Source organism: Streptomyces sp. NPDC001902, from assembly GCF_042891295.1.
Classification (GTDB): domain Bacteria; phylum Actinomycetota; class Actinomycetes; order Streptomycetales; family Streptomycetaceae; genus Actinacidiphila.
On record NZ_JBIATA010000025.1, the window covers coordinates 55847 to 78383 of the forward strand.

Sequence of the window (22537 nt, forward strand, 5' to 3'; positions counted from 1 at the left end):
GGCTGGGGTTATGCGCACCGAGGGGCCGCCGGTGATCGTGGAACCGCCGGTCGACGGACGAAGGGTCGCGATCCGGGGCGAGTACTTCGGGACCGCGCACTCCCTGGCGGACCTGTTGCGGTTCCTGTGGCTCGCCGGGTACGACGCGGGGACGGTCAGCTTGACCGACCCCGGTCAGGTGGAGTGGCGTGGGGGTGGCCCGGAGGCATGGTGATGCCGCCCGGCGCATCCGTGGGGTGGGAGCGGGGTCAGCGCGGCGAGGTGTAGCGGGAGCCCGGCCGTAGCCGTACCGCCCTGACGCGCTGCTGTTCGGTGAGCCTGTCGTCCTGGCAGTCCCCGCAGAGTTCGTGCCGGCCTTGGTCGGTGATGACGGTTCCCCAGCCGAAGCAGGCTCCGCATTCGCGGGCCAGGTCGACGTTCGCGCGGGGAGTGGGGTAGGGCAACCCCTCTGCTCCTCGGGTCATGAGACACCCCTCTGCACTGCTCCCGGAGATTTTGCGTGGTTATTACCCATTCGCCAGGACATACACCCATTCCGGGGCATTTCTGAGTCAGCGGCCCCTCCTCCCCCGCTACCGGGCTCGGCGCAAACGGCGTGCACTCCACTGCGCGAGGGGCTGCAGGGCCGCGATGAGCGCCTGGCCGTCGGGGGCGAGGGCGTAGCGGACCTGCACCGGGGTGCTCGGGATGACGGAGCGCTCGATGAGGCCCTCGGCCTCGAGTTCCTTCAGGCGCTGGGCGAGCAGTCGGTCGGAGATCCCGGCGATGACGGCGCGGTACTCGCCGAAGCGGCGCGCGCCCTGGGCCGCCGCGGCCAGGATCGCGCCCGTCCAGCGGCGTCCGACGAGCTCGACGGCGCCTTGGAAGCTCGGGCACGCCTCATCGTGGACCGAGCCGCGCTCCAGGCGCAGCGGCTGGGGGCTGATCATCTCGTGGGATCCCGTGGTCATCCTTCGGAGCGTAGCCCCGCTCTGCCGACCGGGCGGGCCTCGTGCCTGGTAAGGCCGGTACCAGGAAGGGCCTTCCCTGGCGGGCGGCCTCCGAGGACCAGGCGTGCGGACGCCCCCCGAGCACGACGCGCACGCCGGTTCCGGGAGCTGTCGCAGGCACCGCGGCGAGCAGTGGTCACGGACGCATGATGAGTGCTGTCGCCGGCTTCCGAGGTGGCAGCATGCGGTGTCATGGCGGATGACAGCAGCGGTGGATTTCAGGCAGGCCGGACAGGACTCATCGTCAGGATCCCGGACGCCGAGCCGGCCGTCCGCGCATGGCGTGAACGGTTCGATCCGTCAGCCCAAGCAGGAGTACCAGCACATGTCACGGTGCTCTTCCCGTTCCTCGACGAGAACCGAATAGATGCGCGTGTCCACTCGGCTCTCACTGATGTTCTCGGCAGCCGTCACGCCTTTGACCTGCGGTTTGACAGCTGTGGGCGGTTTCCGGGAGTGCTGTATCTCGCTCCTGAGCCCGACGCGCAGTTGCGGCTGCTCACTGAGGTGATCGCCGAGCGGTGGCCCGAAGCCCCTCCCTACGGAGGCCAGTTCAGCGAGATCGTGCCGCACCTGACCGTCGCTGACGGTCAGGACGATGAAGTTCTGGATCAGATTGAGGCCGAACTGCTCAGCAAGCTCCCCTTCACGTCCCGGGTCTCATCAGTCGACCTCATCGTGCATGACGGTGCGAATTGGCAAGAACGGGCGTCGTTCGCGCTCCTTGAATGAACGGGCCGTAAGCTGGCCGGCCCGCAACGAGCGGCGGACCAGAGACTCGTGCGGCCGCCGACCTGGAGTCACGTCCGCGCGTCGAGGCGGTGCTGCAAGCGACCGTTCGGGCCGAAGACGTCCATCAGGTACCCCTTGTTCAAGGAGACCCCTTCCTCACGCCGCAGGAAATCGGTGATCGATCCCTTGAGCTCCTCGAAGGGCTCGGGATCATCGTCCGAGTTGTGCGTCCACACCGTCACCAGGGGAACCCCGCCAGGGCCGGAACCGCACAGAAGCCCGTACACGTCCGTCACTCCGCCGGAATGGCGGTAGTGCTCGGCCAACTGGACCGCGGGATCAGGCGCGACCGTGGAGGTGACCGTCGGGCCAGGGGTGTAGCCATCGGTGGCGGAAGCACTGTGCTCGGTACAGCCGGCAGCAGGGTGACAGATCCAGCACAGGCCAGGGCCACGCGGGCGATTCTCTTCATCGCATGATATTCACCCGGTCACGAGGGGGCGCACCGGCATTCCGCGGGTCTCGAACGCGGGATTGGCTGGGAGTGATCGACACCAAGCGGACGTTGGCGCGATCTTTGGCCGCCGCCCGGCGGGGGAAGGTGGAGGTTCAGCCGGTGCAGCCGGGGACGGGAACGGGCCCGCCGCAGTTGTCCGGGCGGTTGTTGCGCACCGTGGAGCCGGTCAGCGTCACCGTGCCGTCCTTGTTGTAGACGCCACCGCCTTCGGTTCCGGCGGTGTTGTCGCCCACCGTGGAACCGATCAGCGTCACCGTGCTGTTGATGTCGTTCCAGATGCCGCCGCCGACGGTTCCCGTGGTGTTGTCGCCCACCGTGGAACTGGTCAGCGTCACCCTGCTGTTGAAGATGTTGTAGATGCCGCCCCCGGCCCTTGCCGCCGTGTTGTCGCGCACCGTGGAGCCGGTCAGCGCCGCCGTGCCGTTGAAGTTGTTGTAGATGCCGCCGCCGTCGATGGTCGACGTGTTGTGCTCCACGGTGGAGCCGGTCAGCCGCACGGTGCCGAAGTTGATGATGCCGCCACCGGAGTGCGAGGTGTTGTCGCGCACCGTGGAGCCGGTCAGCGTCACCGTGCTGTTGACGTCGTTGTAGATGCCGCCACCCGGGCCTGCCGTGTTGTGCTCCACCGTGGAGCCGGTCAGGTCCAGCGTGCCCCCGTTGTTGCGGATGCCGCTGCCGGTGCCGTTGGTGATGGTCAACGTGTCCAGTCGCACCCGGACGGCTCCGGTCACGGTCACGGTGGAGCCGGCTTTGTTGCCGTCGAGGACGGCGGGTTTGAGGCCGATCAGGGTCAGGTCCTTGGTGATGGTGAAGGGGCCGGTGCAGGTCCCGCTCACCAGGAGCGCCGCGCCCGGGGCGGCGCTGTCGATGGCCGGCTGCAGGGCTATGGGGTTGCCGCGGCAGTCCACCACGGTGAGTTGGCCGGCCGCGGCCGGGATCGCCCCGACCAGGCCGCCCGCGCCCGACGCCGCCGCCAGCACCGTCGACGACAGCGCAGCACGAACTGATCCCTTGAGCATGCAGCTTCTCCTGTCTCCGCGCGGGGCACGCCCGGGCTCCTGCACGGCCATCGCACCCACACCCGAAGACCACCGGTGCCCCGGTGGTGTGGGAGGCACGCCGACGTCAGGCCTCACACCCCCCGAACGGCCCGGGACAATGACCCGTGCGGCCGAAGGGCGGCCCCAGGCGACTTCGGTCCGGCGCCGGCGCTGGTTTCGAGCACCTCAGAAGCCGTCGTGGTGGGCCGTCGGCTGGACGCGGGGGCGTAGGCGCTCGCCTTGGGGCCCGTACATGATCAGGTATTCGACCGGCGCGCCGAGACCCGCGTTGGCGAATCCATGAGGGGTGCGGGTGTCGAACTCGGCGACCTCCCCTGAGGTCAGGACGAGGTCATGGTCGCCGAGTGCCAGCCACAGCCGCCCGGACAGCACGCAGAGCCATTCGTATCCTTCGTGCGACGACTGGCGCGGCCGTAGGGGCTGTTCGCCGGTGGCCGGCAGGACGTGCTTGTGCGCGTGCAGGCCTCCGACATAGCGGGTCAGCGGCAGTACGGCCTTGTCGTCCACCGCGCGCTGCACCGGGCGGGACGGCCGCTGCGCGGGGGCCTCGGCCGTGCCGGCCAGAGCGTCCAGGGAGACGCCATACGCCTTCGCCAGGCGCAGCAACAGTTCCAGATTCGGTCTGCGCAGGCCGTTCTCGACCCGTGACAGCGTGCTGGAGGCGATCCCGGTTGCCCGGCTGACCTCGGAGAGCGTGTCCCCGCGCTTCTCGCGCGCGTCCCGCAGCCGCGGCCCCATGGCGGCCAGGACCGCGGCGACGTCGTCCGCCATTCCACTTCGCCTCCCTCGTGTGTCCGTCCTGACCTGCCATTTTGCCAGTTTGTCAACGCGGCTCGCATCCCCGCCCGTCGACAGCGCATGATCGACGCGTACCGCGGCCACCGGGGAACCCGAGGAGAAGCCATGCACCAGCCCACGCCGTCCGGCGACCTGCGCCACCACACCGTCGACGCACCTGCCGGACGGCTGCACCTGGTCGAGCAAGGCAGCGGGCCGCTGGTCCTGCTCGTCCACGGCTTCCCCGAGTCCTGGTACTCCTGGCGCCACCAGCTCCCGGCCCTGGCGGCGGCGGGATACCGGGCGGTGGCAATGGACGTGCGCGGCTACGGTCGCTCCTCCAGGCCGACCGAGACGAGCGAGTACCGCATGCGCGCCCTGGTGGACGACAACGTCGCCCTGGTGCACGCGCTGGGCGAGGAGACAGCGGTGGTCATCGGCCACGACTGGGGCGCGAACATCGCCGCCGCTTCCGCCCTGCTGCACCCCGACGTCTTCCGCGCCGTGGGCCTGCTCAGCGTCCCCTACACCCCGCCCGGCGGTCCGCGCCCCAGCGACGTCTTCGCGCGGATGGGTGGAGACCAGGAGTTCTACGTCTCCTACTTCCAGCAGCCGGGCCGGGCCGAGGCCGAGATCGAGCCCGACGTCCGGGGCTGGCTCGCGGGCTTCTACGCCGCCCTGTCCGCCGGCACCATGCCGGCCCCGGGACAGCCCGACCCGCACTTCGTCAGCGCAGGCGGAACCCTGCGCGACCGCTTCCCCGCCGACCGGCTCCCCTCGTGGCTCACCGAGGCCGACCTCGACCACTACGCCGGGGAATTCGAGCGCACCGGCCTCACGGGAGCACTCAACCGCTACCGCAACATGGACCGCGACTGGGAGGACCTCGTCCAGTTCAACGGCGTCCCCCTGACCCAGCCGTCCCTGTTCATCGGCGGCACCCTGGACGCCTCCACCACCTGGTTGTCCGACGCGATCGACGCCTACCCGACCACTTTGCCCGGCCTGGTCTCCTCCCACCTCCTGGACGACTGCGGCCACTGGCTCCAGCAGGAACGGCCCCAGGAGGTCAACCACCTGCTGACCAACTGGCTCGCGGCACTGCCTCAGCCGGCACTCCTGCGATAGCGGATCAGCGCGCCGGCGAGGCCGAAGCGGGCGAGGAAATGCTGCACCCAGCTTGGCTGCCGCTACTCGCCGACGGGATACGAAGCCCCGTTCAGTGGCCGCCGCTGGACCCGACGTGGAACCTGGTCAGGGTGAACACGATGATGAGGTCGAGAACCATCACAGGAATCGCCCATGCGGGGTAATACGGAACGAACATGAACTGGGTGATCAAACTGATCCCCGCCACCGCTGCGCCGGCCCCGCGACCCCAGCTCTTGTTCATCAGGACACCGAAACCGGCGACGACGAGCGCCACTCCGATGACGAGGTGGATGACTCCCCAGGCGGTCAGGTCGAACTGGTAGGCGTAGTGGGACGACGTGACGAACAGCGTGTCCTTCGCAATGGCGGTCGCACCCATGAGGATGCTGAGCGGCCCGCTCAGCATCAGCAGGGACGCGGCGGCCACGGACACGCCACTGAGCATTTCGCCGCCGCCGGGGCCCCCGTTTCCTTGCCGCGCTGTGGGCATCGCTGTCATGACCGCCGCCTTTCCTGTACGGCGCGGTCACCGGCGCACACTGCTTGTACGAGAGCGGCCACGCTGTCTCTGACAGCATCACCACAAACGTTCGCCACCGCGACCGGATGGGTCGGGCGAAGCCGACCGGATTCGAACCGATGTCCTCACGATTTTGGAGACCGCGCGCGACTACCTCTGCGCTACGGCTTCGCCCGGCTGGGATCCTAGTCCCTCCGGCCATGCGCGCAGCGTACGGGCACTTCCCCGTCAGAACCCCGTACGTTCCGGGCCCGTTGGTGCGTGTCAGCGGCTTGTCCGTAGCCATCTGCGTCCGCGTCTGAGAACCGCGACGGACGGGGTCGTCGTCATCGACATGGAACGAGGTGTTCGAGCCCGCCGAATGAGCCTCAGGGAACCAGGTCAAGACGCCGGCATCAGGGCACGTAGGTAACGGCGCCGGAAGAACCGCTGTGCCAAGAGCAACGCCGGGAACAGCAGCCGCCATGGTCCGTGGGGAGCGGCACGGGTCAGGGAGCGAATCGTCAGTGCGACCGTACCGTCGGGTGAGCGGTGGACGACGAAGGACTCCTCGCCACGGACAGGATGCCCGGGCAGAGTGCCATAGGCGAAGCCGCAACGGTCCGGCATGTCGACCACCGCCACGACCCGCACGGGCTCCCGCACCACGAACGGGCCGAAGCCTGCGGTGATCCGGTACTCGGCTCCCTCGGCGACCTTCTCCCCGGCGTTGTCACGGCCCGTGACGGTGAAGCCGCTTCGCCGCTTCACACCCCAGCGCAGAACGGCGTCCGCCGCGGCGCGCCAGTCCGCGTCCCCACGTCCGATGACGACGGTGCGCGAGAAGGGCCGCAGACCCGTGCCCTCCCCCGACCACTGCTGCTCCGCGGGACGCGTCGCTCCGACAGCGCCGTAGTTGAGCGCACCACTCGAAGGGCGGCTCGTACTGCGCTCAGGCATGAGACTCCAACCGAACAGTGAACGGTGATGGGTCCAAGACGTGGCCCGCCCGCAAAATGACCTGTCCCGGGCCATGGGAGCACGGTACAGCTCGGTTTAGAGCTGCTCCCACGTGCTGTCCCCGACCGCGTGGCATCAGTCCTCGTCACCGAGTCCCATACGCCGCCTGAGGCGGCTGCGAAGGAGCCGGAGCCGTACCGAGCCGGGTTGCCCCGTCCTGCGGCAGCATCCGGAAGCGCGTCTCCTCTCGGAAGTGCACGGCTCGCCGCCCGGTTCGAGCTCGTCGCGCAGCCGCCGCAGGCTACGCCGCCGCCGATGTCACGGGGTGACGACGGCCAGCGACGGCAGGGCGTCGAGAGGACCGTCGGCGTCGGGACGGCTCATCGCCGCCACGGCTCCGACGACACCGAACAGGAGCGCTCCGGCCGCTGCCGCGCGCCCGTGACGGATGCCCGGCGGTCCGAGCGCGACGGCCAGTGCGCCCAGCACGAGGAGGGTGCCGAGCTGCAGCACGAGCTTGTCGTCGGTGACGAACGAGCGGATCGCCCAGTCCTTCACCGCGGCGGGAGTGCGGTCGATCGCCGCTCCTCCCACCGCCACCACCGGCCCGGCCTGCTGCCGCACCACCCCGGCGACGGCGGCCAGCAGACCGGAAAGCGCGGCCGGGCCGCCACGTGCCAGGTGCTGCTTGCTGTGGATCCTCACGCAAGTGATGCGCCACCCAGGCGGCCCCGCGATTGGTGCACCACCCAATCGAGTGAAGCGACGCGTCCCCGGAAGTGCGGAACAGGTGGGCCGCGCAGGCAGGTGCGGCCTCGACCGAGGCCGTGCCACGACGGGTTCGTCGCCGGGTCGCGCACCGGTCGAGGGCCGCAGGCGTGGGCGCCGGCACGTCGTCGTGTCGGCCGCGGTCGGGTTCCCCCAGGCGGGAGCATGGTGGCACGGTCGTCGTCCGCGGTGCCCCTGTCCGGGCAGACGCTCGTGGCGAGCCGCGGAGGCGATCAGGGAGGGTGCGGTGTCGGACGATGCTGACGAGGGACGGCGTTGGGCGTCGCAGCCGGGCTTCTGGCGGCAGGTCGTCGATCATCTGGGGGCATCGCTGGCCGTGGTCGACCCTGCGGGCCGGGTCGTCGCGGTCAACCCGGCCGCCGAACGGCTGCTGGCACGCGCCTCCGACGCGATGGTCGGCGAGGACTTCCACGACCTCGTGCACCGGCACACGGATCGTGAGCGCACCGGGGCCCGGTGCAGGCTGCTCGAAGCGCTGACCCTCAAGGGTGCGGGGCGTGCGGACGGCGACAGGTACCTGTGCGATGACGGCAAGTTGGTCGAGGTCTCCTGGTCCGCCGCTCCGGTGACGGACGGTACCTCGTTCAAGGGCACCGTGATGCTGTTCGCCGGCCTCACCAACCACGGCAGTGAACGTGCCGAGCAGATGCACGCCTTGGAGGACCTGACCGGCCGCCTGACGCTGGTCGCGCAGATCACCGCGGTGCTCGGCCAGACCCTCGAGACCGACGAGGCGCTCGCCCGCCTGGGGCGCCTGCTGGTCCCCGGACTCGCCGACTGGGTGGCGGTCGACCTGCTCGTCGACGACAGCGAGACGCACCGGGTGGCGGTCACCGGACCGGAGGGCCGGGACCGTGGGCAGGAAGGCTGGAGCGCCCGCCTCCCCTCGGCGGGCGAGTCCCGTTCCCCGCTGGTCCAGGCCGTGCGCGGGGCGGTGCCCGTCCTGCAGGACCCGGCCGGTGCGGCCGCACGGCCGGACTCGCCGCTGGCCGCCCTGCACAACGGCTTCCTCCAGTCGGTGGGCGCCGCATCGGCACTCACCGTGCCGCTGGGCTCGGGGAGGAATTCCACCGGTGCCCTGACCCTGGTCCGCACCGACCCCGCCGCCCCCTTCGGCAACGACGACCTGCAGCTCGTCGTGGACATCGGCCGCCGGGTCGGCCAGATCCTGGAGAACACGCGCCGGTTCGGCCGTCAACGAGACGTCGCCGAAGCCATGCAACGCAACCTGCTCACGCCCCTGCCCCAGCCCGGACGCCTGCTCATGTCCGCGCGCTACGAGCCCGCACCCGCCGCGTCCCAGGTCGGCGGCGACTGGTACGACGCGTTCCAGCTCAAAGACGGCGCGACCGCATTGGTCATCGGCGACGTCGTCGGCCACGACCTGACCGCCGCCGCCGGGATGGCTCAACTGCGGGGCATGCTGCGGTCCTTGGCGTGGGATCGCACCGAACCCCCCGGTGCCGTCGTCGACCGCCTCGACGACGCCATGCCCGTGATCACGACCGTCCCCATGGCCACGCTCGTCCTCGCCCGCGTCGAGGGCCCCCAGAACGGCCCCTGGACCCTGCGCTGGACCAACGCCGGACATCCCCCGCCACTGCTGCTCACCCCGGACGGCCCGGGCCGCTACCTCGATGACGCGCGAAGTCCGCTGCTGGGCGCGCACATCGGCGTCCGCGAGCCCCGGCCCGACGCCACCACACCCCTGCCGCCGGGGTCCACGCTCCTGCTCTACACCGACGGCCTCATCGAACTCCCCGGCGCCGACCTCGACACCGGCCTCAGCCGGCTCCGCCGCAACGCCCTCGCACTGGCCGACGAGCCGCTGGACGACTTCTGCGACCAGCTCCTGAGCCGCATGCCCCCCGGCAACGTCGACGACATCGCCCTCCTCGCCCTACGGCTGCCCCCGTCATGAGAGACGACCGCGTCACGCCACCCCTTCGGCTACACGACGTGCGCAAGTGAGTATGAACAGTGATCCTTGCTGTGGGTTCGACGTCCTGCGTGACGGTCCCCGCTGCGTGCGCAGCCGCATCTAGCAGGAGGACGCCATGACGAACCGCAGACTTCTGGTGATCGGAGCCACCGGCCAGACCGGCAGGTACACCACCGAAACGCTGCTGCAGCGCGGCCACCGCGTCCGTGCCCTGGTCCGCCGCGTCGACGGACGTTCCGAGGCACTCGCCACGCTGGGCGCGGAGGTCGTGGTCGGCGACGTCCACGACCTCGACTCCCTGGCCCACGCGACCGAGGGCATCGACGCCGCCTACTTCACGTACCCCATCCTCCCCGGCCTGATGGACGCCACGGCGAACCTCGCCCAGGCGGCCGAGGAGAACGAGGTGGGAGCGATGGTGAACATGTCGCAGATCTCCGCCCGCCGGGAGGCCGCCAGCAACGCGGCGCGCCAGCACTGGGTCGCCGAACGCCTGTTGGACCGTTCCCCTGTCGCGGTCACCCACCTGCGTCCCACCTTCTTCGCCGAATGGCTGACCAACATGTGGACCGGGACCGGCGAACTGCGCTTCCCCTTCGCCGACGGGCGGCACGCCCCGATCGCCGCCGTCGACCAGGCGAAGGTGATCGCGGCCATCCTCGAGGACCCCGCCCCGCACGTCGGCAAGATCTACCCGCTCTACGGAGCCGTCGAACTCGACCACTACGAGATCGCCGAGGCCATGTCACGCGCCCTGGGCCGTCACGTCACCTACGTGCCGATTGACCTCGACGAATTCGCCGCCATCCTGGAGAAGCGCGGCGCCTCCCCCCACCTCATCCAGCACCTCCTCGCCGTCGCCGTCGACTACCGTCACGGCGTCTTCTCCGGCATGAACGACCTGGTGAAGCGGATCGGCGGCGACGACCCCCTGGACGTCGAGAGCTTCGTCCTCCGGCACCGGGCCCGCTTCGACGACCACTCCGCCTGAGCCGGTCGAGCCGTCCGCCGCTCCGGGGACGCGCGGCAGCGCGCGGCCGTACGGCATCCGGCCCGACCCGCACCGCCGGGCCCGGCGCGGCGCATCAGCTGCGCACGATGCCGTGGAGCAGCAGGTCGATGAGCCGGGTGGCCAGGTCGCGGTGTTCCTCGCTGGCGGCCATGAGGCTGATCCCGCCGAGGGCCATGAGGACGTCCTGGGGGTCGACGTCCGGGCGGGCCATCCGCTGCCCGTCCCCCCCGTCCCTGGGAGCGAGCAGGTGGGTGATGGCCTCGGCGAGCAGGGCCCGGGTGTGCATCTTCTCGCTGTCGTCGGTCAGCACCACGCGCAGCGCGTCGGCCATGCCGTGCTTGGCGGCCATGAAGTCGATGAAGGACTCCATCCAGGTGCGCAGGGCCTCCTCGGGCGGGCGCGTGGCCGCCAGGTGGGGCGCCGCCTCGCACAGGCGCTGCACTTCGTGCCGGTAGGCCGCCTCGACCAGCAGTTCCTTGGAGGGGAACCGGCGGTACAGCGTTCCTACGCCGACGCCGGCGTCGCGGGCGATGTCCTTGACGGAGGCGCCGATGCCGTCCCGCGCGAAAGCCGCGGCCGCCGCCTCCAGCACCCGGTCCTCGTTGCGCCGCGCGTCGGCACGCAGGGGTCTGCCGCGCCGCGCCGGGGCCTCGTCGTCGCCGGTCAATCCCGTCTCCCTTCCCGCCGCCACTTGCAAGCGGAACCAGTTCCGCTTACAGTCCTGAAGCGAACCGGAACCAGTTCCGGATACGAGACTACGGCCGCACCGTGCCCGTGCGCCACCGGCCGCACGCCCGTGCCCCGCATCACCGCCTTCCTGGAGAACGTCATGACCGACCAGCTCATCACCACGCCCTTCGGAGCGCAGACCACCGCCGCCGACGTGCTCGCCGGCGTCGACCTCGCGGGCCGGCGCGCCATCGTCACCGGGGCGGCCTCCGGCATCGGCCGCGAGACCGCGCGCGCCCTCGCGGCCGCCGGTGCCGAGGTCACCATCGGCGTCCGCGATCTGGCCGCGGGCACCCAGGTCGCCCGGGAGATCACCCCCGCGAGCGGCCCGGGAAGCGTGCGCGCCGCCCTGCTCGACCTCGCCGACCAGGGATCCGTGCGAGCCTTCGTGGCCTCCTGGTCGGGACCGCTGCACGTCCTGGTCCTCAACGCCGGGGTGATGGCCTCGCCACTGGAGCGCACCGAGGAAGGCTGGGAGCTGCAGTTCGCCACCAACCACCTCGGCCACTTCACCCTCGCCACCGGCCTGCACGACGCCCTCGCCGCGGCGCGCGGGGCACGCGTGGTCGCGGTCAGCTCGGTCGGCCACGTCAACGGCGACGTGCTGTTCGACGACGTCCACTTCGAGCGCCACCCGTACGACCCCTGGGCGGCCTACAGCCAGTCCAAGACCGCCAACGTCCTGTTCACCGTCGAGGCGGCCCGCCGGTGGGCAGCGGACCTGATCGCCGTCAACGCCCTCAACCCCGGCCGCATCACCACCACCCGCCTCGGCCGCCACATCGGTGACATCTCCAACAGCCCCACCACCTTCGACGCCACCAGCACCGACGTGTCCTGGAAGGACATCGAGCAGGGAGCCGCCACCTCCGTGCTGCTCGCCACATCACCGCTGGTCGAAGGCGTCTCCGGCCGCTACTTCGAGGACTGCAACGAGGCCGCCCCGCACACCCCCGGGATACGCCGCGGCGTCGCCGCCCACGCCATGGACCCCGACCGGGCGGCGCTGCTGTGGCAGGTCTCCCTCGACATGATCGCGTCCTCCGTGACCAGCGCCTGACACCACCCCCGCACGCGAGCGGCGGGCCGCCCGCCTACCTCGCGGACGCGACGGGCCGGCACCGCCCGATGGCGTTGTCGAGCCCGAGCAGGGTCGCGCGTCCGTCGTCGGTCCGGCCTCGCGCTCGCCGTCGGCCCTGACCGATGAGCGGCCTCGCCGGCCAGGGCGGAAGGCGGCGAGGCCGCACGTCCAGGATGCGGCGCCATCGGCGCTCGGGCACGCTGGAGAGGCGAGCCGGGGCATAGGCTCGCACCGGTCGGCGCGTCGACGGCGACCCCTTGGAGCCCTTCGAGGTCCCGGCGGCGCGCCGACCTCGCCTGTCAACCTCGCGCTACCGGCGCCGGTTGAGCACACCGATGAGCGTGGCCAGGTCGGCGGCGCCCACCGGGTCGTCCGCGTACCGGGTCGTCTGGAGCGGGCCGACCTCCGGGAGGACGATGTCCTCGCGGGCCAGGACGTGGACCAGGGTCAGCAGGGCCGCGCGGGCATTGCCGTCGGTGAAGGGGTGGAAGAACGCCACGTCGAGGTACGCGCGGGCCGCACGTGCCGCCGGCGGGATCGGGTGCGGCCCGTGCGCGACGGGTTCCGCGCGTGGTGCGAAGGGCCGGTACGCCGGCGCGACCCCGTCCGGCGACCCAGCTCTGGAACCGGCCGCCGATCGCGGCCTCGACCGCCCGTCCGGCGTCTGCCTGGCTCATGCCACTGGTGGTCAGGTACCAGCGCAGGAGCAGACCTGCCTGCCTGTGCCAGCCGCCCTCCGCGTCGGAGTCGAGCGCGTACGTCACGAGCCGGACGCAGGCGCGCTCGAGATGCCAGCTGAGATCCTCCGGAGCGGCGTCCGGCGGCGGTGCCAACTCGACGAATCGCCGAGCCGTCGTCTCCAACCACTCCCGCCACTCAAGCAGCGCGGCGACGACGCGGGCGGCGGTCTCGTCGGGGGTCGTCACCGAGCCGGCTCCGGTCACCCAACTGCCGACGACCCCGCCGTACCGGTAGCACCAGTTCCATCCCTGCGCCCAGGTCCCGTACCGCTCCCGGATGATCGCGTCCACCTGGCGTTCGCACCACTCCTCGCCCTGCCACCAACCCGCCATGCCGGAGAGCACGGGTGGCACCCATTCACGCACCAGCGCGCGAAGACGGGCCTCCTCGTCCTCGTCCCAGGCGAACGGGTGGCGACCCGGGTCGAGATCGGCCCAGTCGTGCATGCCCGTGAAGGAGGCGGGAGGCACGCGGTTCTCGGGGAAGGGAAGTGTGTCCCGGTTGTACGTCAGTTCCGGCCCCGCTCTGTCCGTCCGGTGTGATGAGCCCCTCAGTCTCGGCCCTCGGTCACCAGGTTGACCAGCGGTTTTCGCCGGGCTCAGGCGAAGTCTTCCCTGTCGACCGCCGCTTCCTCCATCGCCTTGCGGAGGGCGTCCCCGACGGTGCCCTGCTCACGGTGCGAGGAGTCGCGGCCCCCTTCGTCCTGGGATTCCTGGCGGGGTCGCCGGGTGATGTCGTCGGTCCCGGCGCTCTTCCGGCGGTCTTGTTCTGACGTGGCCATGAGTCCTCCTCGATGCGTGGCCGGTGGCGGCCATGACCTGCCCCTTTCCGGCCCTTCGGGTTCCATGCGGAAAACGGCGGGCCCGTTCGCACGCCATCCGGTGCCCTGTGGTTCACGCATGGCGATCGCGCCTCGGGGCAGACGCGTGGTCAGGAGGTTGACGACATGGTTCCTTTGCTTCTTGTCCTGCTGCTCGCCCTGATCCTCTTCGGGGCCGGGTTCGCCCTCAAGGCCCTGTGGTGGATCGCGATCATCGTGCTGGTGGTGTGGCTGCTCGGCTTCGTGTTCCGGGCCGCCGAGGGCGGTGGGCGCCGCCGTTGGTACCGATGGTGACCTGACGCCTCTCCCCCGTGCCAGGGTGGGGTTCGCGCTGCCGGAAGGGCCGCGAACCTCACCCTTTGCACTGCCCGGACGCATCACGGTGGGCGCACCAGGGATGGCTCGCCGGCGCCGCGTTCGCCATCAGCGCGGAACCTCCCCGGCGGCCACACCGCCGTTGGAGTGACAACCGCTCAACGCCCCGCCACGCCGCCCGGTTTCGCACCTTCTCATCAGGTTGACTCGGAATGCCGCATCGGTGGTGATGACCACCGATGCACACGGCCCTGTGAGCGGTGGGTTGCAACTGCCGGCCACCCACCGCCGCAGGCGGCCATCCGAAGGGCCCCTTGCCCGGCGCGCGTTGGGCGCGCGGCTGCCGAGCCAGGCCCTCCCGTTCCAACGGCCGTGGCCCCCCCTCCTTCGGGAAACGCGTGCGACCCGTTCCGGGACCCGTCGCTCACCGCCGGGCCCGGCCTGCGCCCTGACCAGCGGTAACACACGCTCACCTCTATGCATCCTTGATCAAGTGTGATTTTCTCGTCGCTCGTGACCAAGGACTCGGTCGGGCGTTCGACCTGAGGGGCAACTCGCCCCCAGCACAGGCCTGCCCAGGCCGTCTCCCGGGTGGCCGGCGACCGCCGGGCACTCTCTGTCCGCCGCCCGCGTCCCAGGTCTCCCCGGGCGGCCAAAAGGTACTCATACATGCGTATACGAGCCGGATGGGCCCTGGCGTTGGCCGGGCTGGTCGCCGGCGCCGTACCAGGCGCCGCGCAGGCATCCCCGAACTCCGCACCGCCCGTACCCGCCCTGGGCTCCGCCTCGCCCGGCGCGAAGGCGGTCCGCACCCTGACCCTGATCACCGGTGACAAGGTCACCGTCACCCGAGGTGCCGGCGGCGTCCCCGCGGTCAGCGTCACACGCGGCCCGGGCCGCGACCGCATCGGCTTCGACATGTCCCACCAGTGGAAGGGCACGGACCACCACATCCTCGTGGTCCCGTCCGACGCACAGCCGCTGTTGACCGATGGGAAGCTCGACCCGCGTCTCTTCGACGTCACCGAGCAGCTCGACGCCGGCTACGACGACGCCTCGAGCGACTCGCTGCGGCTCATCTACTCCAGCCGCAGCGCCTCTTCCTCCGCCGCTCGCGGAGCGATCCAGCGGCACGGCGCCAGGATCACCCGGACCCTGGACGTCCTCCACGGAGGCAGCCTCGCCCCGGCCAAGCGCGACGCCACCGCGTTCTGGGCGTTCGTCAGCGGGACGCAGGGCCTCCGCGGCCCGCTGGACAAGCTGTGGCTCAACGGCCGCAGCCGCGTTGCCCTCGCCGAGAGCACCGCCATCATCGGCGCCCCGAAGGTCTGGGACAGCGTCGACTCCACCGGTGCGCACATCACCGGGCAGGGCGTCACCGTCGCCGACCTCGACACCGGCTACGACCCCACCCACACCGACCTCTCGGACAAGGCCTCCACCGGCGGGACCAGGGACTTCACGGGCACCGGTACGGTGGTGGACGGCAACGGCCACGGCACGCACACCGCTTCCACCATCGCGGGCACCGGCGCGGCCTCCGCCGGCAAGTACAAGGGCGTCGCGCCCGACGCCAAGCTGCTGATCGGCAAGGTCTGCACCGACGACGGCTTCTGCCCCGACGACGCCGTCATCAACGGCATGACGTGGGCGGCCGAGGCGGGCGCCAAGGCCGTCAACCTCAGCCTGGGGCAGGCCCCGTACGCGAAGACCGACCCGCTCACCGAGGCGGTCGACACGCTGACCGCCGAGCACGGCACCCTGTTCGTGATCGCGGCCGGCAACGAAGGCGCCCCAGCGGCCGACTACTTCGGCGGCACCGTGGGCTCCCCCGGCATCGCCGACTCCGCGCTCACCGTGGGCAGCACCACCAAGCAGGACACGCTCAGCACCTTCTCCAGCCGCGGCCCGCGGATCGAGGACTTCGCCGTCAAGCCGGACATCGTCGCGCCCGGCCAGGACATCACCGCGGCCCGCGCGGCGGGCACCACCATGGGCGACCCGGTCGGCTCCTCCTACGTCACCGCCTCCGGCACCTCGATGGCGACCCCGCATGTCACGGGAGCGGTGGCGCTGCTCGCCCAGCAGCACCCGTCCTGGAAGGCCGCCGACTTCAAGGCCGCCCTCACCAGTGCCGCCAAGGGCCTGCCCGGCCTGACCGCGTACGACCAGGGCACCGGCCGGCTGGACGTCGCCCGCGCCAGCGCGCAGAACGTACGCGCCACCTCGGGCAGCATCAGCCTGGGCAAGGCCGACTACCCGCACCAGGACGTCACCCGGACCGGCACCGTCACCTACACCAACGACGGCGCGGCCGACGTCACGCTCCACCTCTCCGTCGACGCGTACGGGCCCAGAGGCACAGCCGCCCCCGCGGGGGCCTTCGCCCTGTCGGCCGACACGGTGACCGTCCCGGCCGGCGGCACCGCCTCCGCCACCCTCACCGCCTCCGTCGACGACACGATGGCGGGCGCCTACGGCGGTTCCATCGTCGCCACCACGGAGGACGGCACCACCACGGTCCGCGACGCCTTCGGTGTCTACGCCGAGCCGCTCACCCGCGCCCTGTCGCTGACCGTCCTCGGCCTCGACGGCAAGCCCGGGGGCCCGGACATCAACGTCGCCGCCTTCGACAGCCGGACCGGTCTGCAGTACAACGCCTCCACCGACGCCGACGGCAAGGTCGCGATGCAGCTGCCCGAGAGCGAGTACGACGTCTCGGCGAGCAAGTTCGACCCCGTCGCGCAGACCTCGGTCCTCTTCTCCCGGCCCGGCGTCGACCTCACCGCCGACACCACGCTCGTCCTCGACGGCCGCACCGCGAAGCCGGTCGACCTCACCGTCGACAAGGGCACGGCGCAGAACGACGGCATCTTCGCCAGTACGACGTCGATCAGCGCGGACGGCCGTTACGGCACCCAGAAGTTCGTGCTGGGCTTCCCGGGCAGCCGCGTCTACGCCACCCCGACCACGACGAAGGTCACCAGCCACCCGTTCTGGTTCCTCGCCACCCAGCGGTGGAGCGGCACGGTCCCCAGGACCGCCACCAAGCCGGCCTGGAGCTACGCCTACAACCTGGCCGTCAACACCAAGGGCGGCATCCCGGCCACCCTCACCCGCCCGATGCACGACAGGTCCCTCGCCCGGGTCGAGGAGACCTACGCCGACCAGGGCGGCAAGCCGCTCGGGGTCCGGATCGACACCCCGGTCCCGACCTACGGTGCCATCACGTTCGTGGACGGCAACCAGGTCCCGGTCCCCGGCAGGCAGACCCGCTACTACACCGACGACTCCGCGATCGTCTGGGACCGCACCCTCGGCATGCGCGCCCAGGGCACCGCGGGCTACGACGAGATCCAGTTCGCGGGCACCACACGGTTCACCCCGGGCAAGGCCTACACCCGAGGGTGGAACCAGGGACCGCTGCGCGCACGGTCGGTGGAGGCCCTGCGGCTCGAGGACGGGCTGTACCTCACCCCCGGCCTGTTCTCCACGGCCGCCGAGAACACCGCGACGCACTCGGGCGAGGCCAGGGACACCACGGGCTCGTCGACCCTGTACCGCGACGGCGTGAAGATCGCGTCCCTGGACTCCCTGGGCCGGCTGCAGGCGGCGGTTCCCTACGAGAAGGCGACCTACACCCTGACGTCGTCCGGCACCCGCAAGGTCGGCTGGTCGAGTCTGGGCAGCAAGGCCTCCGCCACCTGGACCTTCGCCTCCGGACGCCCGACGGACCCGGAACCGGCCGAGCTGCCGCTGATGAACGTCCGGCTGGGCGGCCCGCTGAACGCCTCCGGCACCGTCACGGGCGGCCGCACGTACCTCTTCACCGTCGCCGCCGAACGCGGCAGCAAGGCCGTCACCACCTCGCTGGGCCTGCGGGTCTCCTTCGACGACGGCAGGAGCTGGAAGGCCCTCAAGGTCTGGCGCGCAGGCGACCGCGGCTTCGTGAAGCTGACCGCCCCCTCGGCCGGCGGTTACGCCTCGATCCGCCTCACCGCCAAGGACACGGCGGGCGACGCCGTCGACCAGACGGTCATCCGTTCCTTCCGGATAGCCCCCCGACGGTAGGGGGACTCCCGCACGAGGCGGCCTCGCCGACGGCCGGAAACCGTGGGCGAGGCCGCTTCGTGTCCGTGCTGCTTCGGCAGCACCAAGGTCAGCCGCGGACGATGTTCTCCGCCTGCGGGCCCTTCTGCCCCTGCGTCACGTCGAACGTGACACGCTCACCCTCCACGAGCTCGCGGTATCCGGTGCTCTGGATGTTGGAGTAATGGGCGAACACGTCCGGCCCACCGTCCTGTGCGATGAAGCCGAAGCCCTTCTCCGAGTTGAACCACTTCACAACGCCAGATGCCACTGAGTTCGTCCTTTTCATGCTGCTGAGGCGCGCCCTTGGTGCGCCGGCGGACCCCCGTAGTCGGGCCACCAGGGCACTAATTACCGCATGTCCCTGCCACAGCGCTACCGAATACGCCGATGCAGGACCAAGTGGTCGCTCGAGTGGCCTGCCACCGTGCACCAGGAACGTACCGTCCCGGGAGGGGCGCAATCGGGATGATCGGGGCACGGGTCAAAGAGCCGCTTCGGCCAGTTCCATCAGCGAGGCGTCGACGGATTCGGCGCTGCGGCGCGCGGCGGTGACCCCGGGCAGGATGTCGGCCGCGAAGAACTCCGCGGCCGCGATCTTGCCGGTGTAGAACGCCTTGTCCTTGGCGGACGCGTGCGCCAGCTTCGCCTGCGCCACGGCCGCGCCGCGGAGCAGCAGGTAGCCGACGAGCACGTCACCGGACGCCATCAGCAGGCGGGTGGTGTTCAGGCCCACCTTGTAGATGGACTTCACGTCCTGCTCGGTGGCGGCGAGGTCGGTCGGCATGACGCCGACGATGGCCTCCAGATCGGCCGCGGCCTGGGCGAGCTGCTCGCGGGCGGCGGCCAGCTCGTCACCGCCGGTCCCGGCCGCCAGGAACCGCTTGATCTCCTCGGTGAGGGTGGTCAGCGCGGCGCCCTGGTTGCGGACGATCTTCCGGAAGAAGTAGTCCTGGCCCTGGATCGCCGTGGTGCCCTCACAGAGGGTGTCGATCTTGGCGGCTGCTCGTAGCCCTTCTCGGAGCCGTAGCCCTTGACGATCGGCAGCAGCAGGTCGTTGACGCTGTGCAGGGCCGAGGCGTCCTCGCCGGCCGCTTCCTCGACCTCGATCCCGTCCTGCACGGTGGCGGTGTGGAGGACCAGCGCGCGCATACCCCTGACGTAGGGGGCTCAAGAGACAGGCCCCCGGCGCTTCACAGCGGCGGGGGCCCGGCTCTCGGCCGAGGGGACGTCTGGGGGAGGTCGACGGACCCTCATGCACGAGACGATCCTTGTCCCTGCCGGCCACGGCTGCCAGGCGGGAGGCCCAGTCGGGTGAGGGGCCGGGAGGTGCGAGCCTCCCGCTTCGGCGCCGTGCCGAACCACCCGCTCCCTCCACGACGGTGCCGATCAGCGAGAGCGACCACTGGTGGTGCGGTCGGGGCGGCGGGATGTACGGCGGGCCTCTTTCATCTGGGCCTCGTAGAGATGGTCGCACCCCTCGGCGAGGTCGTCGACCAGGCGGCGTTCCAGATCTGCGAAGGGTCGGTAGTAGGTGCGGTTGTAGGCCTCGATGATCTCGAAGGTCCAATGCCCGGGGAGGACGTCGCGTCCCAGGAGCTCGCGCTCGACGGCGTCGGCTTGCGCCTCATGACCGGCCTCTCGCAGCAAACGGACAGCACGGTCCAGTTCAAGGTCCGCAGTGCCCGTCAATTGATGGAAGCCGTAAAGGTGACCGCGGGCGCGCTCGGTGGTCTCCAACGCCTTCGACAAGGACCCGAGGGCCTCGACCGTGAGGTCGCTCATCCCCGTCGGACGCCGGTGCGCCGCGTCCTGCGGCTCCCGCTCCACCTCTGGTTGTTTGCTCACCCCTGCCGTATGCCACGCGAGAGGGCAGATGTATCCCTCGCCTCACCCGCAGGGCGGTGTCGCCATGCCCTCCCCCATGCAGTTCGCGTGACAGCGGCGCGCAGAAGCCTGGCGGGGCCGCTCGGCCGTGTGGCAACCGCCAGACGCATCGGTCCACCGCCACCTCATAGACTCGGAGCCGGTCAAAACCGCGCCGGCACCTGGCGGTCGCCGACTGCGGCGGGACCGCAACCGGCACGGGAAACGGCTGTCCGGCCGTGCCCCGGATCGTGGGCACGCCTGCGGACACTCCACAGCCGGCGCAAGAGGTCCGACACCATTTTCGGAGGAGTTGCGATGCAGGTGGCCGTGGTCACGTTCGACGGGTTCAACGAGCTCGACAGCTTCATCGCCGCCTCGTTGATCAACAGGTGCCGCAAGGACGGCCTGGAGGCCTTCATCACGACACCGACGCCGGTGGTCACCTCGATGAACGGCGTCGAGGTGACCGGGCAGCGCCCGATGGAATTCGTGCGCGAGGCCGACGTCGTACTCATCGGAAGCGGCGTGAGGACGCGCGACGTGGTCGCCGACGACCGGTTGCCCTCGATGCTGCCGCTCGACCCTTCGCGACAGCTGATCGGTTCGCAGTGCTCCGGCGCGCTGGTGCTGGCACGCCTGGGGTTGCTGGGTGACATGCCGGCGTGCACCGACAACAAGAGCCGGCCTTTCGTCGAGGCCTGCGGCGTCACCGTGCTGGACGCGCCGTTCCACGCCGAGGGGAACATCGCCACGGCAGGCGGCTGCCTGGCGTCCCAGTACCTCGCCGCATGGGTGATCACCCGGGCGCTCGGGGAGGACGCGGCGCGCGGCGTCATCGACTACGTGGCTCCGGTCGGTGAGAACCAGGAGACCATCGAACGCGCCATGCGGGCCGTCCGCGCGGGCGAGGTCGCACTGCACTGACACCCCACGGGTCCGCGGGCTTCGCGCCTGAGGGCCCGAGGGCGCGCGGCCGCTCAGGCCATGCCCGCCGCGTCCAGCATGGCCGCGGCGGTGGCGACGGCCAGCCCGCCCAGACCTTGGGCCTGCGCTACGGCGCGGGAGCTTGATCCGTCGAAGGCGATGGTGAGCTGGCGGGCCAGCACATCCGGATCGTGCGCGTCACCGCGGCTCGCCTCCTCACGGAAGAAGTCGGTGAGCGCGTCCTTGTAGCGTCGCGCGACCACCCTGGCGGGGTGGACGGGGTCCTTGAGTTCGAACGCGGTCGCCAGGAAGGGGCAGCCCAGGTACTCCGGGGACGCGGACAGCGACTCGAGCCGTTCGAAGACGTGCATGATGCGGTCGCGCGGTGGCAGTTCGGCCCCGGGAGCGGGCAGCAGCTGGGCCAGGTAGCCGGACCCCGCACGCTCCAGGCTGGCCGCGAGGACGTCGTCCTTGCTCGTGAAGAGCTGGTACATCGACCGCTTGGAGACTCCGGCCGCCCGGCACAGCGCCTCGACGCCGATGTTCACGCCCTCCCGGTAGAAGAGCGCGGCTGCGGCGTCGAGGAGCCGCTCACGGCTCGGGCTCGTCGCAGTCGCAGTCGTACCTGCGGTCGCAGCCGCCGTCGCGGACCCGGACGAGGCCGATGCGGTCGAAGTCATACGCCACAGGCTACGCCCGCCGCTTGCCAGGAAGAAACCGATCGGTTTACGGTACGGAAAACCGATCGGTTTCCGCCGTCGGCCGCAACGCAACTGGGAGCAGCTCATGACCGCAATCGCAGGTTCGACCGTCCTCGTCACCGGGGGCAGCCGGGGCATCGGCAAGGCCCTGGTCGAGTCCCTGTACGCCCGGGGCGCCAAGAAGGTCTACGCCACCGCCCGCGACCCCCGCAGCGTCACCCATCCCGGCGCGGTCGCGCTGCCCCTGGAGGTCACCGATCCCGCGTCGGTCGCCGCCGTGGCGGCACAGGCACAGGACGTCACCATCCTGGTCAACAACGCCGCGGCGGCCGTCGCGGCGTCCTTCCTGACCTCCCCGGTGGACGACGTCCGCCGCGAGTTCGAGACGAACTTCTACGGCCCCCTGGAGATGACCCGGGCCTTCGTCCCGATCATCGAGGCCAACGGTGGCGGCCATCTGCTCAACGTGCACTCCGTCCTGTCGTGGGTCGCTCTCGCCGGTTCCTACAGCGCCTCCAAGGCAGCGCTGTGGTCCCAGACCGACTCGCTGCGTCTGGAGCTGAAGCCACGCGGCGTCAACGTGACCGGGCTGCACGTCGGTTACGTCGACACCGACCTGGCGGCGCACATCGACGCCCCGAAGTCGTCGCCGGAGAGCGTCGCCGAGCAGGCGCTGGACGGCATCGAATCCGACGCCTACGAAGTGCTGGCCGACGAGCTGTCCCACCAGGTCAGGGCGGGCCTGGCGGCCGGCCCCGCCGCCCTGTACCCGCAACTGGCTTCCTGAGCGAACGCCCCGGCGGCGTCGTATCGTCAACGTGTAGGAGCTTCCTCACCG

At 70.8% G+C, this 22537-nt stretch carries 22 protein-coding genes, 1 tRNA gene and 3 pseudogenes; 10 read left to right on the top strand and 16 right to left on the bottom strand.

Going from position 1 to position 22537, the window contains the following annotated elements:
* The first annotated feature begins 10 nt into the window (after positions 1 to 10).
* Positions 11 to 214, top strand: coding sequence for a hypothetical protein (locus tag ACFYYN_RS32420; RefSeq protein WP_500548570.1), 204 nt, complete (start codon positions 11 to 13; stop codon positions 212 to 214).
* Between the two features lie 34 nt (positions 215 to 248).
* Here the strand turns inward: ACFYYN_RS32420 and ACFYYN_RS32425 are convergent, their stop codons facing one another.
* Positions 249 to 464, bottom strand: coding sequence for a hypothetical protein (locus tag ACFYYN_RS32425; RefSeq protein WP_500329114.1), 216 nt, complete (start codon positions 462 to 464; stop codon positions 249 to 251).
* A 108-nt stretch (positions 465 to 572) separates the two neighbouring features.
* The gene (locus ACFYYN_RS32430) at positions 573 to 950 is read right to left on the bottom strand and encodes a winged helix-turn-helix transcriptional regulator (protein ID WP_500548571.1); all 378 of its coding nucleotides are present in this window, start codon (positions 948 to 950) and stop codon (positions 573 to 575) included.
* A 231-nt stretch (positions 951 to 1181) separates the two neighbouring features.
* Between ACFYYN_RS32430 and ACFYYN_RS32435 the strand changes: the two genes are divergently transcribed.
* Positions 1182 to 1721, top strand: a complete 540-nt coding sequence (locus ACFYYN_RS32435) for a 2'-5' RNA ligase family protein (protein WP_500548572.1) — start codon at positions 1182 to 1184, stop codon at positions 1719 to 1721.
* Positions 1722 to 1789: 68 nt separating this feature from the next.
* On the opposite strand, the gene ACFYYN_RS32440 is transcribed toward ACFYYN_RS32435, so the two are convergent.
* From ACFYYN_RS32440 to ACFYYN_RS32450, 3 genes are all read right to left on the bottom strand, one after another.
* Positions 1790 to 2047, bottom strand: a complete 258-nt coding sequence (locus tag ACFYYN_RS32440) for a hypothetical protein (RefSeq protein ID WP_500548573.1) — start codon at positions 2045 to 2047, stop codon at positions 1790 to 1792.
* Positions 2048 to 2330: 283 nt separating this feature from the next.
* Positions 2331 to 3257 carry a right-handed parallel beta-helix repeat-containing protein gene (locus ACFYYN_RS32445; protein WP_500548574.1) on the bottom strand — a complete coding sequence of 309 codons (927 nt, stop codon included), beginning with the start codon at positions 3255 to 3257 and terminating at the stop codon, positions 2331 to 2333.
* A 207-nt stretch (positions 3258 to 3464) separates the two neighbouring features.
* Positions 3465 to 4070 carry a helix-turn-helix domain-containing protein gene (locus tag ACFYYN_RS32450; protein WP_500548575.1) on the bottom strand — a complete coding sequence of 202 codons (606 nt, stop codon included), beginning with the start codon at positions 4068 to 4070 and terminating at the stop codon, positions 3465 to 3467.
* 132 nt (positions 4071 to 4202) lie between these two features.
* On the opposite strand from ACFYYN_RS32450, the gene ACFYYN_RS32455 reads away from it, so the two are divergent.
* Entirely contained in the window at positions 4203 to 5204 is a 1002-nt protein-coding gene (locus ACFYYN_RS32455; protein ID WP_500548576.1) for an alpha/beta fold hydrolase, read from the top strand.
* A gap of 91 nt (positions 5205 to 5295) precedes the next feature.
* On the opposite strand, the gene ACFYYN_RS32460 is transcribed toward ACFYYN_RS32455, so the two are convergent.
* From ACFYYN_RS32460 to ACFYYN_RS32475, 4 genes and pseudogenes are all read right to left on the bottom strand, one after another.
* A complete protein-coding gene (locus tag ACFYYN_RS32460) occupies positions 5296 to 5727 on the bottom strand; it encodes a DUF7144 family membrane protein (RefSeq protein WP_500548577.1) in 432 nt (143 codons plus the stop codon).
* Positions 5728 to 5844: 117 nt separating this feature from the next.
* Positions 5845 to 5919: transfer RNA gene (locus ACFYYN_RS32465), tRNA-Trp, on the bottom strand.
* A 210-nt stretch (positions 5920 to 6129) separates the two neighbouring features.
* Positions 6130 to 6687, bottom strand: a complete 558-nt coding sequence (locus ACFYYN_RS32470) for a DUF1990 domain-containing protein (protein WP_500548578.1) — start codon at positions 6685 to 6687, stop codon at positions 6130 to 6132.
* Positions 6688 to 7023: 336 nt separating this feature from the next.
* Positions 7024 to 7392 (bottom strand): annotated as a pseudogene (locus ACFYYN_RS32475) (molybdopterin-binding oxidoreductase); the annotation flags it as partial.
* Between the two features lie 310 nt (positions 7393 to 7702).
* Here ACFYYN_RS32475 and ACFYYN_RS32480 point away from each other — a divergent pair.
* Complete coding sequence (locus tag ACFYYN_RS32480; RefSeq protein ID WP_500548579.1) at positions 7703 to 9397, top strand: SpoIIE family protein phosphatase; 1695 nt, start codon at positions 7703 to 7705, stop codon at positions 9395 to 9397.
* A gap of 136 nt (positions 9398 to 9533) precedes the next feature.
* On the top strand, positions 9534 to 10409 hold the full coding sequence (locus ACFYYN_RS32485) for an NmrA family NAD(P)-binding protein (protein ID WP_500548580.1): 876 nt from the start codon (positions 9534 to 9536) through the stop codon (positions 10407 to 10409).
* A gap of 94 nt (positions 10410 to 10503) precedes the next feature.
* On the opposite strand, the gene ACFYYN_RS32490 is transcribed toward ACFYYN_RS32485, so the two are convergent.
* The gene (locus tag ACFYYN_RS32490; RefSeq protein ID WP_500329128.1) at positions 10504 to 11097 is read right to left on the bottom strand and encodes a TetR/AcrR family transcriptional regulator; all 594 of its coding nucleotides are present in this window, start codon (positions 11095 to 11097) and stop codon (positions 10504 to 10506) included.
* Positions 11098 to 11259: 162 nt separating this feature from the next.
* On the opposite strand from ACFYYN_RS32490, the gene ACFYYN_RS32495 reads away from it, so the two are divergent.
* Positions 11260 to 12219: an SDR family NAD(P)-dependent oxidoreductase gene (locus ACFYYN_RS32495; protein WP_500548581.1), complete on the top strand. Its 960-nt coding sequence runs from the start codon at positions 11260 to 11262 to the stop codon at positions 12217 to 12219.
* A 331-nt stretch (positions 12220 to 12550) separates the two neighbouring features.
* Here ACFYYN_RS32495 and ACFYYN_RS32500 read toward each other — a convergent pair.
* Both ACFYYN_RS32500 and ACFYYN_RS32505 read right to left on the bottom strand, forming a co-directional pair.
* Positions 12551 to 12814: pseudogene (locus ACFYYN_RS32500) on the bottom strand (Fic family protein); the annotation flags it as partial.
* Between the two features lie 765 nt (positions 12815 to 13579).
* Positions 13580 to 13762 (bottom strand): hypothetical protein, encoded by a 183-nt coding sequence (locus tag ACFYYN_RS32505; protein ID WP_500329131.1) that lies wholly within the window; start codon positions 13760 to 13762, stop codon positions 13580 to 13582.
* A gap of 165 nt (positions 13763 to 13927) precedes the next feature.
* On the opposite strand from ACFYYN_RS32505, the gene ACFYYN_RS32510 reads away from it, so the two are divergent.
* Together ACFYYN_RS32510 and ACFYYN_RS32515 are read left to right on the top strand one after the other, a co-directional pair.
* Positions 13928 to 14095, top strand: a complete 168-nt coding sequence (locus ACFYYN_RS32510; RefSeq protein WP_018561957.1) for a DUF5670 family protein — start codon at positions 13928 to 13930, stop codon at positions 14093 to 14095.
* Positions 14096 to 14785: 690 nt separating this feature from the next.
* Positions 14786 to 18187, top strand: a complete 3402-nt coding sequence (locus ACFYYN_RS32515; protein WP_500548582.1) for a S8 family serine peptidase — start codon at positions 14786 to 14788, stop codon at positions 18185 to 18187.
* Between the two features lie 88 nt (positions 18188 to 18275).
* Here ACFYYN_RS32515 and ACFYYN_RS32520 read toward each other — a convergent pair whose 3' ends face one another.
* From ACFYYN_RS32520 to ACFYYN_RS32530, 3 genes and pseudogenes are all read right to left on the bottom strand, one after another.
* Positions 18276 to 18476: a cold-shock protein gene (locus ACFYYN_RS32520; RefSeq protein ID WP_499509724.1), complete on the bottom strand. Its 201-nt coding sequence runs from the start codon at positions 18474 to 18476 to the stop codon at positions 18276 to 18278.
* Between the two features lie 213 nt (positions 18477 to 18689).
* A pseudogene (locus ACFYYN_RS32525) lies at positions 18690 to 19369 on the bottom strand (acyl-CoA dehydrogenase C-terminal domain-containing protein); the annotation flags it as partial.
* 225 nt (positions 19370 to 19594) lie between these two features.
* The gene (locus tag ACFYYN_RS32530) at positions 19595 to 19990 is read right to left on the bottom strand and encodes a hypothetical protein (RefSeq protein WP_500548648.1); all 396 of its coding nucleotides are present in this window, start codon (positions 19988 to 19990) and stop codon (positions 19595 to 19597) included.
* A 399-nt stretch (positions 19991 to 20389) separates the two neighbouring features.
* Between ACFYYN_RS32530 and ACFYYN_RS32535 the strand changes: the two genes are divergently transcribed.
* Positions 20390 to 20998 (top strand): type 1 glutamine amidotransferase family protein, encoded by a 609-nt coding sequence (locus ACFYYN_RS32535; RefSeq protein WP_500548583.1) that lies wholly within the window; start codon positions 20390 to 20392, stop codon positions 20996 to 20998.
* A gap of 53 nt (positions 20999 to 21051) precedes the next feature.
* On the opposite strand, the gene ACFYYN_RS32540 is transcribed toward ACFYYN_RS32535, so the two are convergent.
* Positions 21052 to 21678, bottom strand: a complete 627-nt coding sequence (locus tag ACFYYN_RS32540; RefSeq protein ID WP_500548584.1) for a TetR/AcrR family transcriptional regulator — start codon at positions 21676 to 21678, stop codon at positions 21052 to 21054.
* A gap of 106 nt (positions 21679 to 21784) precedes the next feature.
* On the opposite strand from ACFYYN_RS32540, the gene ACFYYN_RS32545 reads away from it, so the two are divergent.
* Positions 21785 to 22486 carry an SDR family oxidoreductase gene (locus ACFYYN_RS32545; protein ID WP_500548585.1) on the top strand — a complete coding sequence of 234 codons (702 nt, stop codon included), beginning with the start codon at positions 21785 to 21787 and terminating at the stop codon, positions 22484 to 22486.
* Positions 22487 to 22537 lie beyond the last annotated feature (51 nt).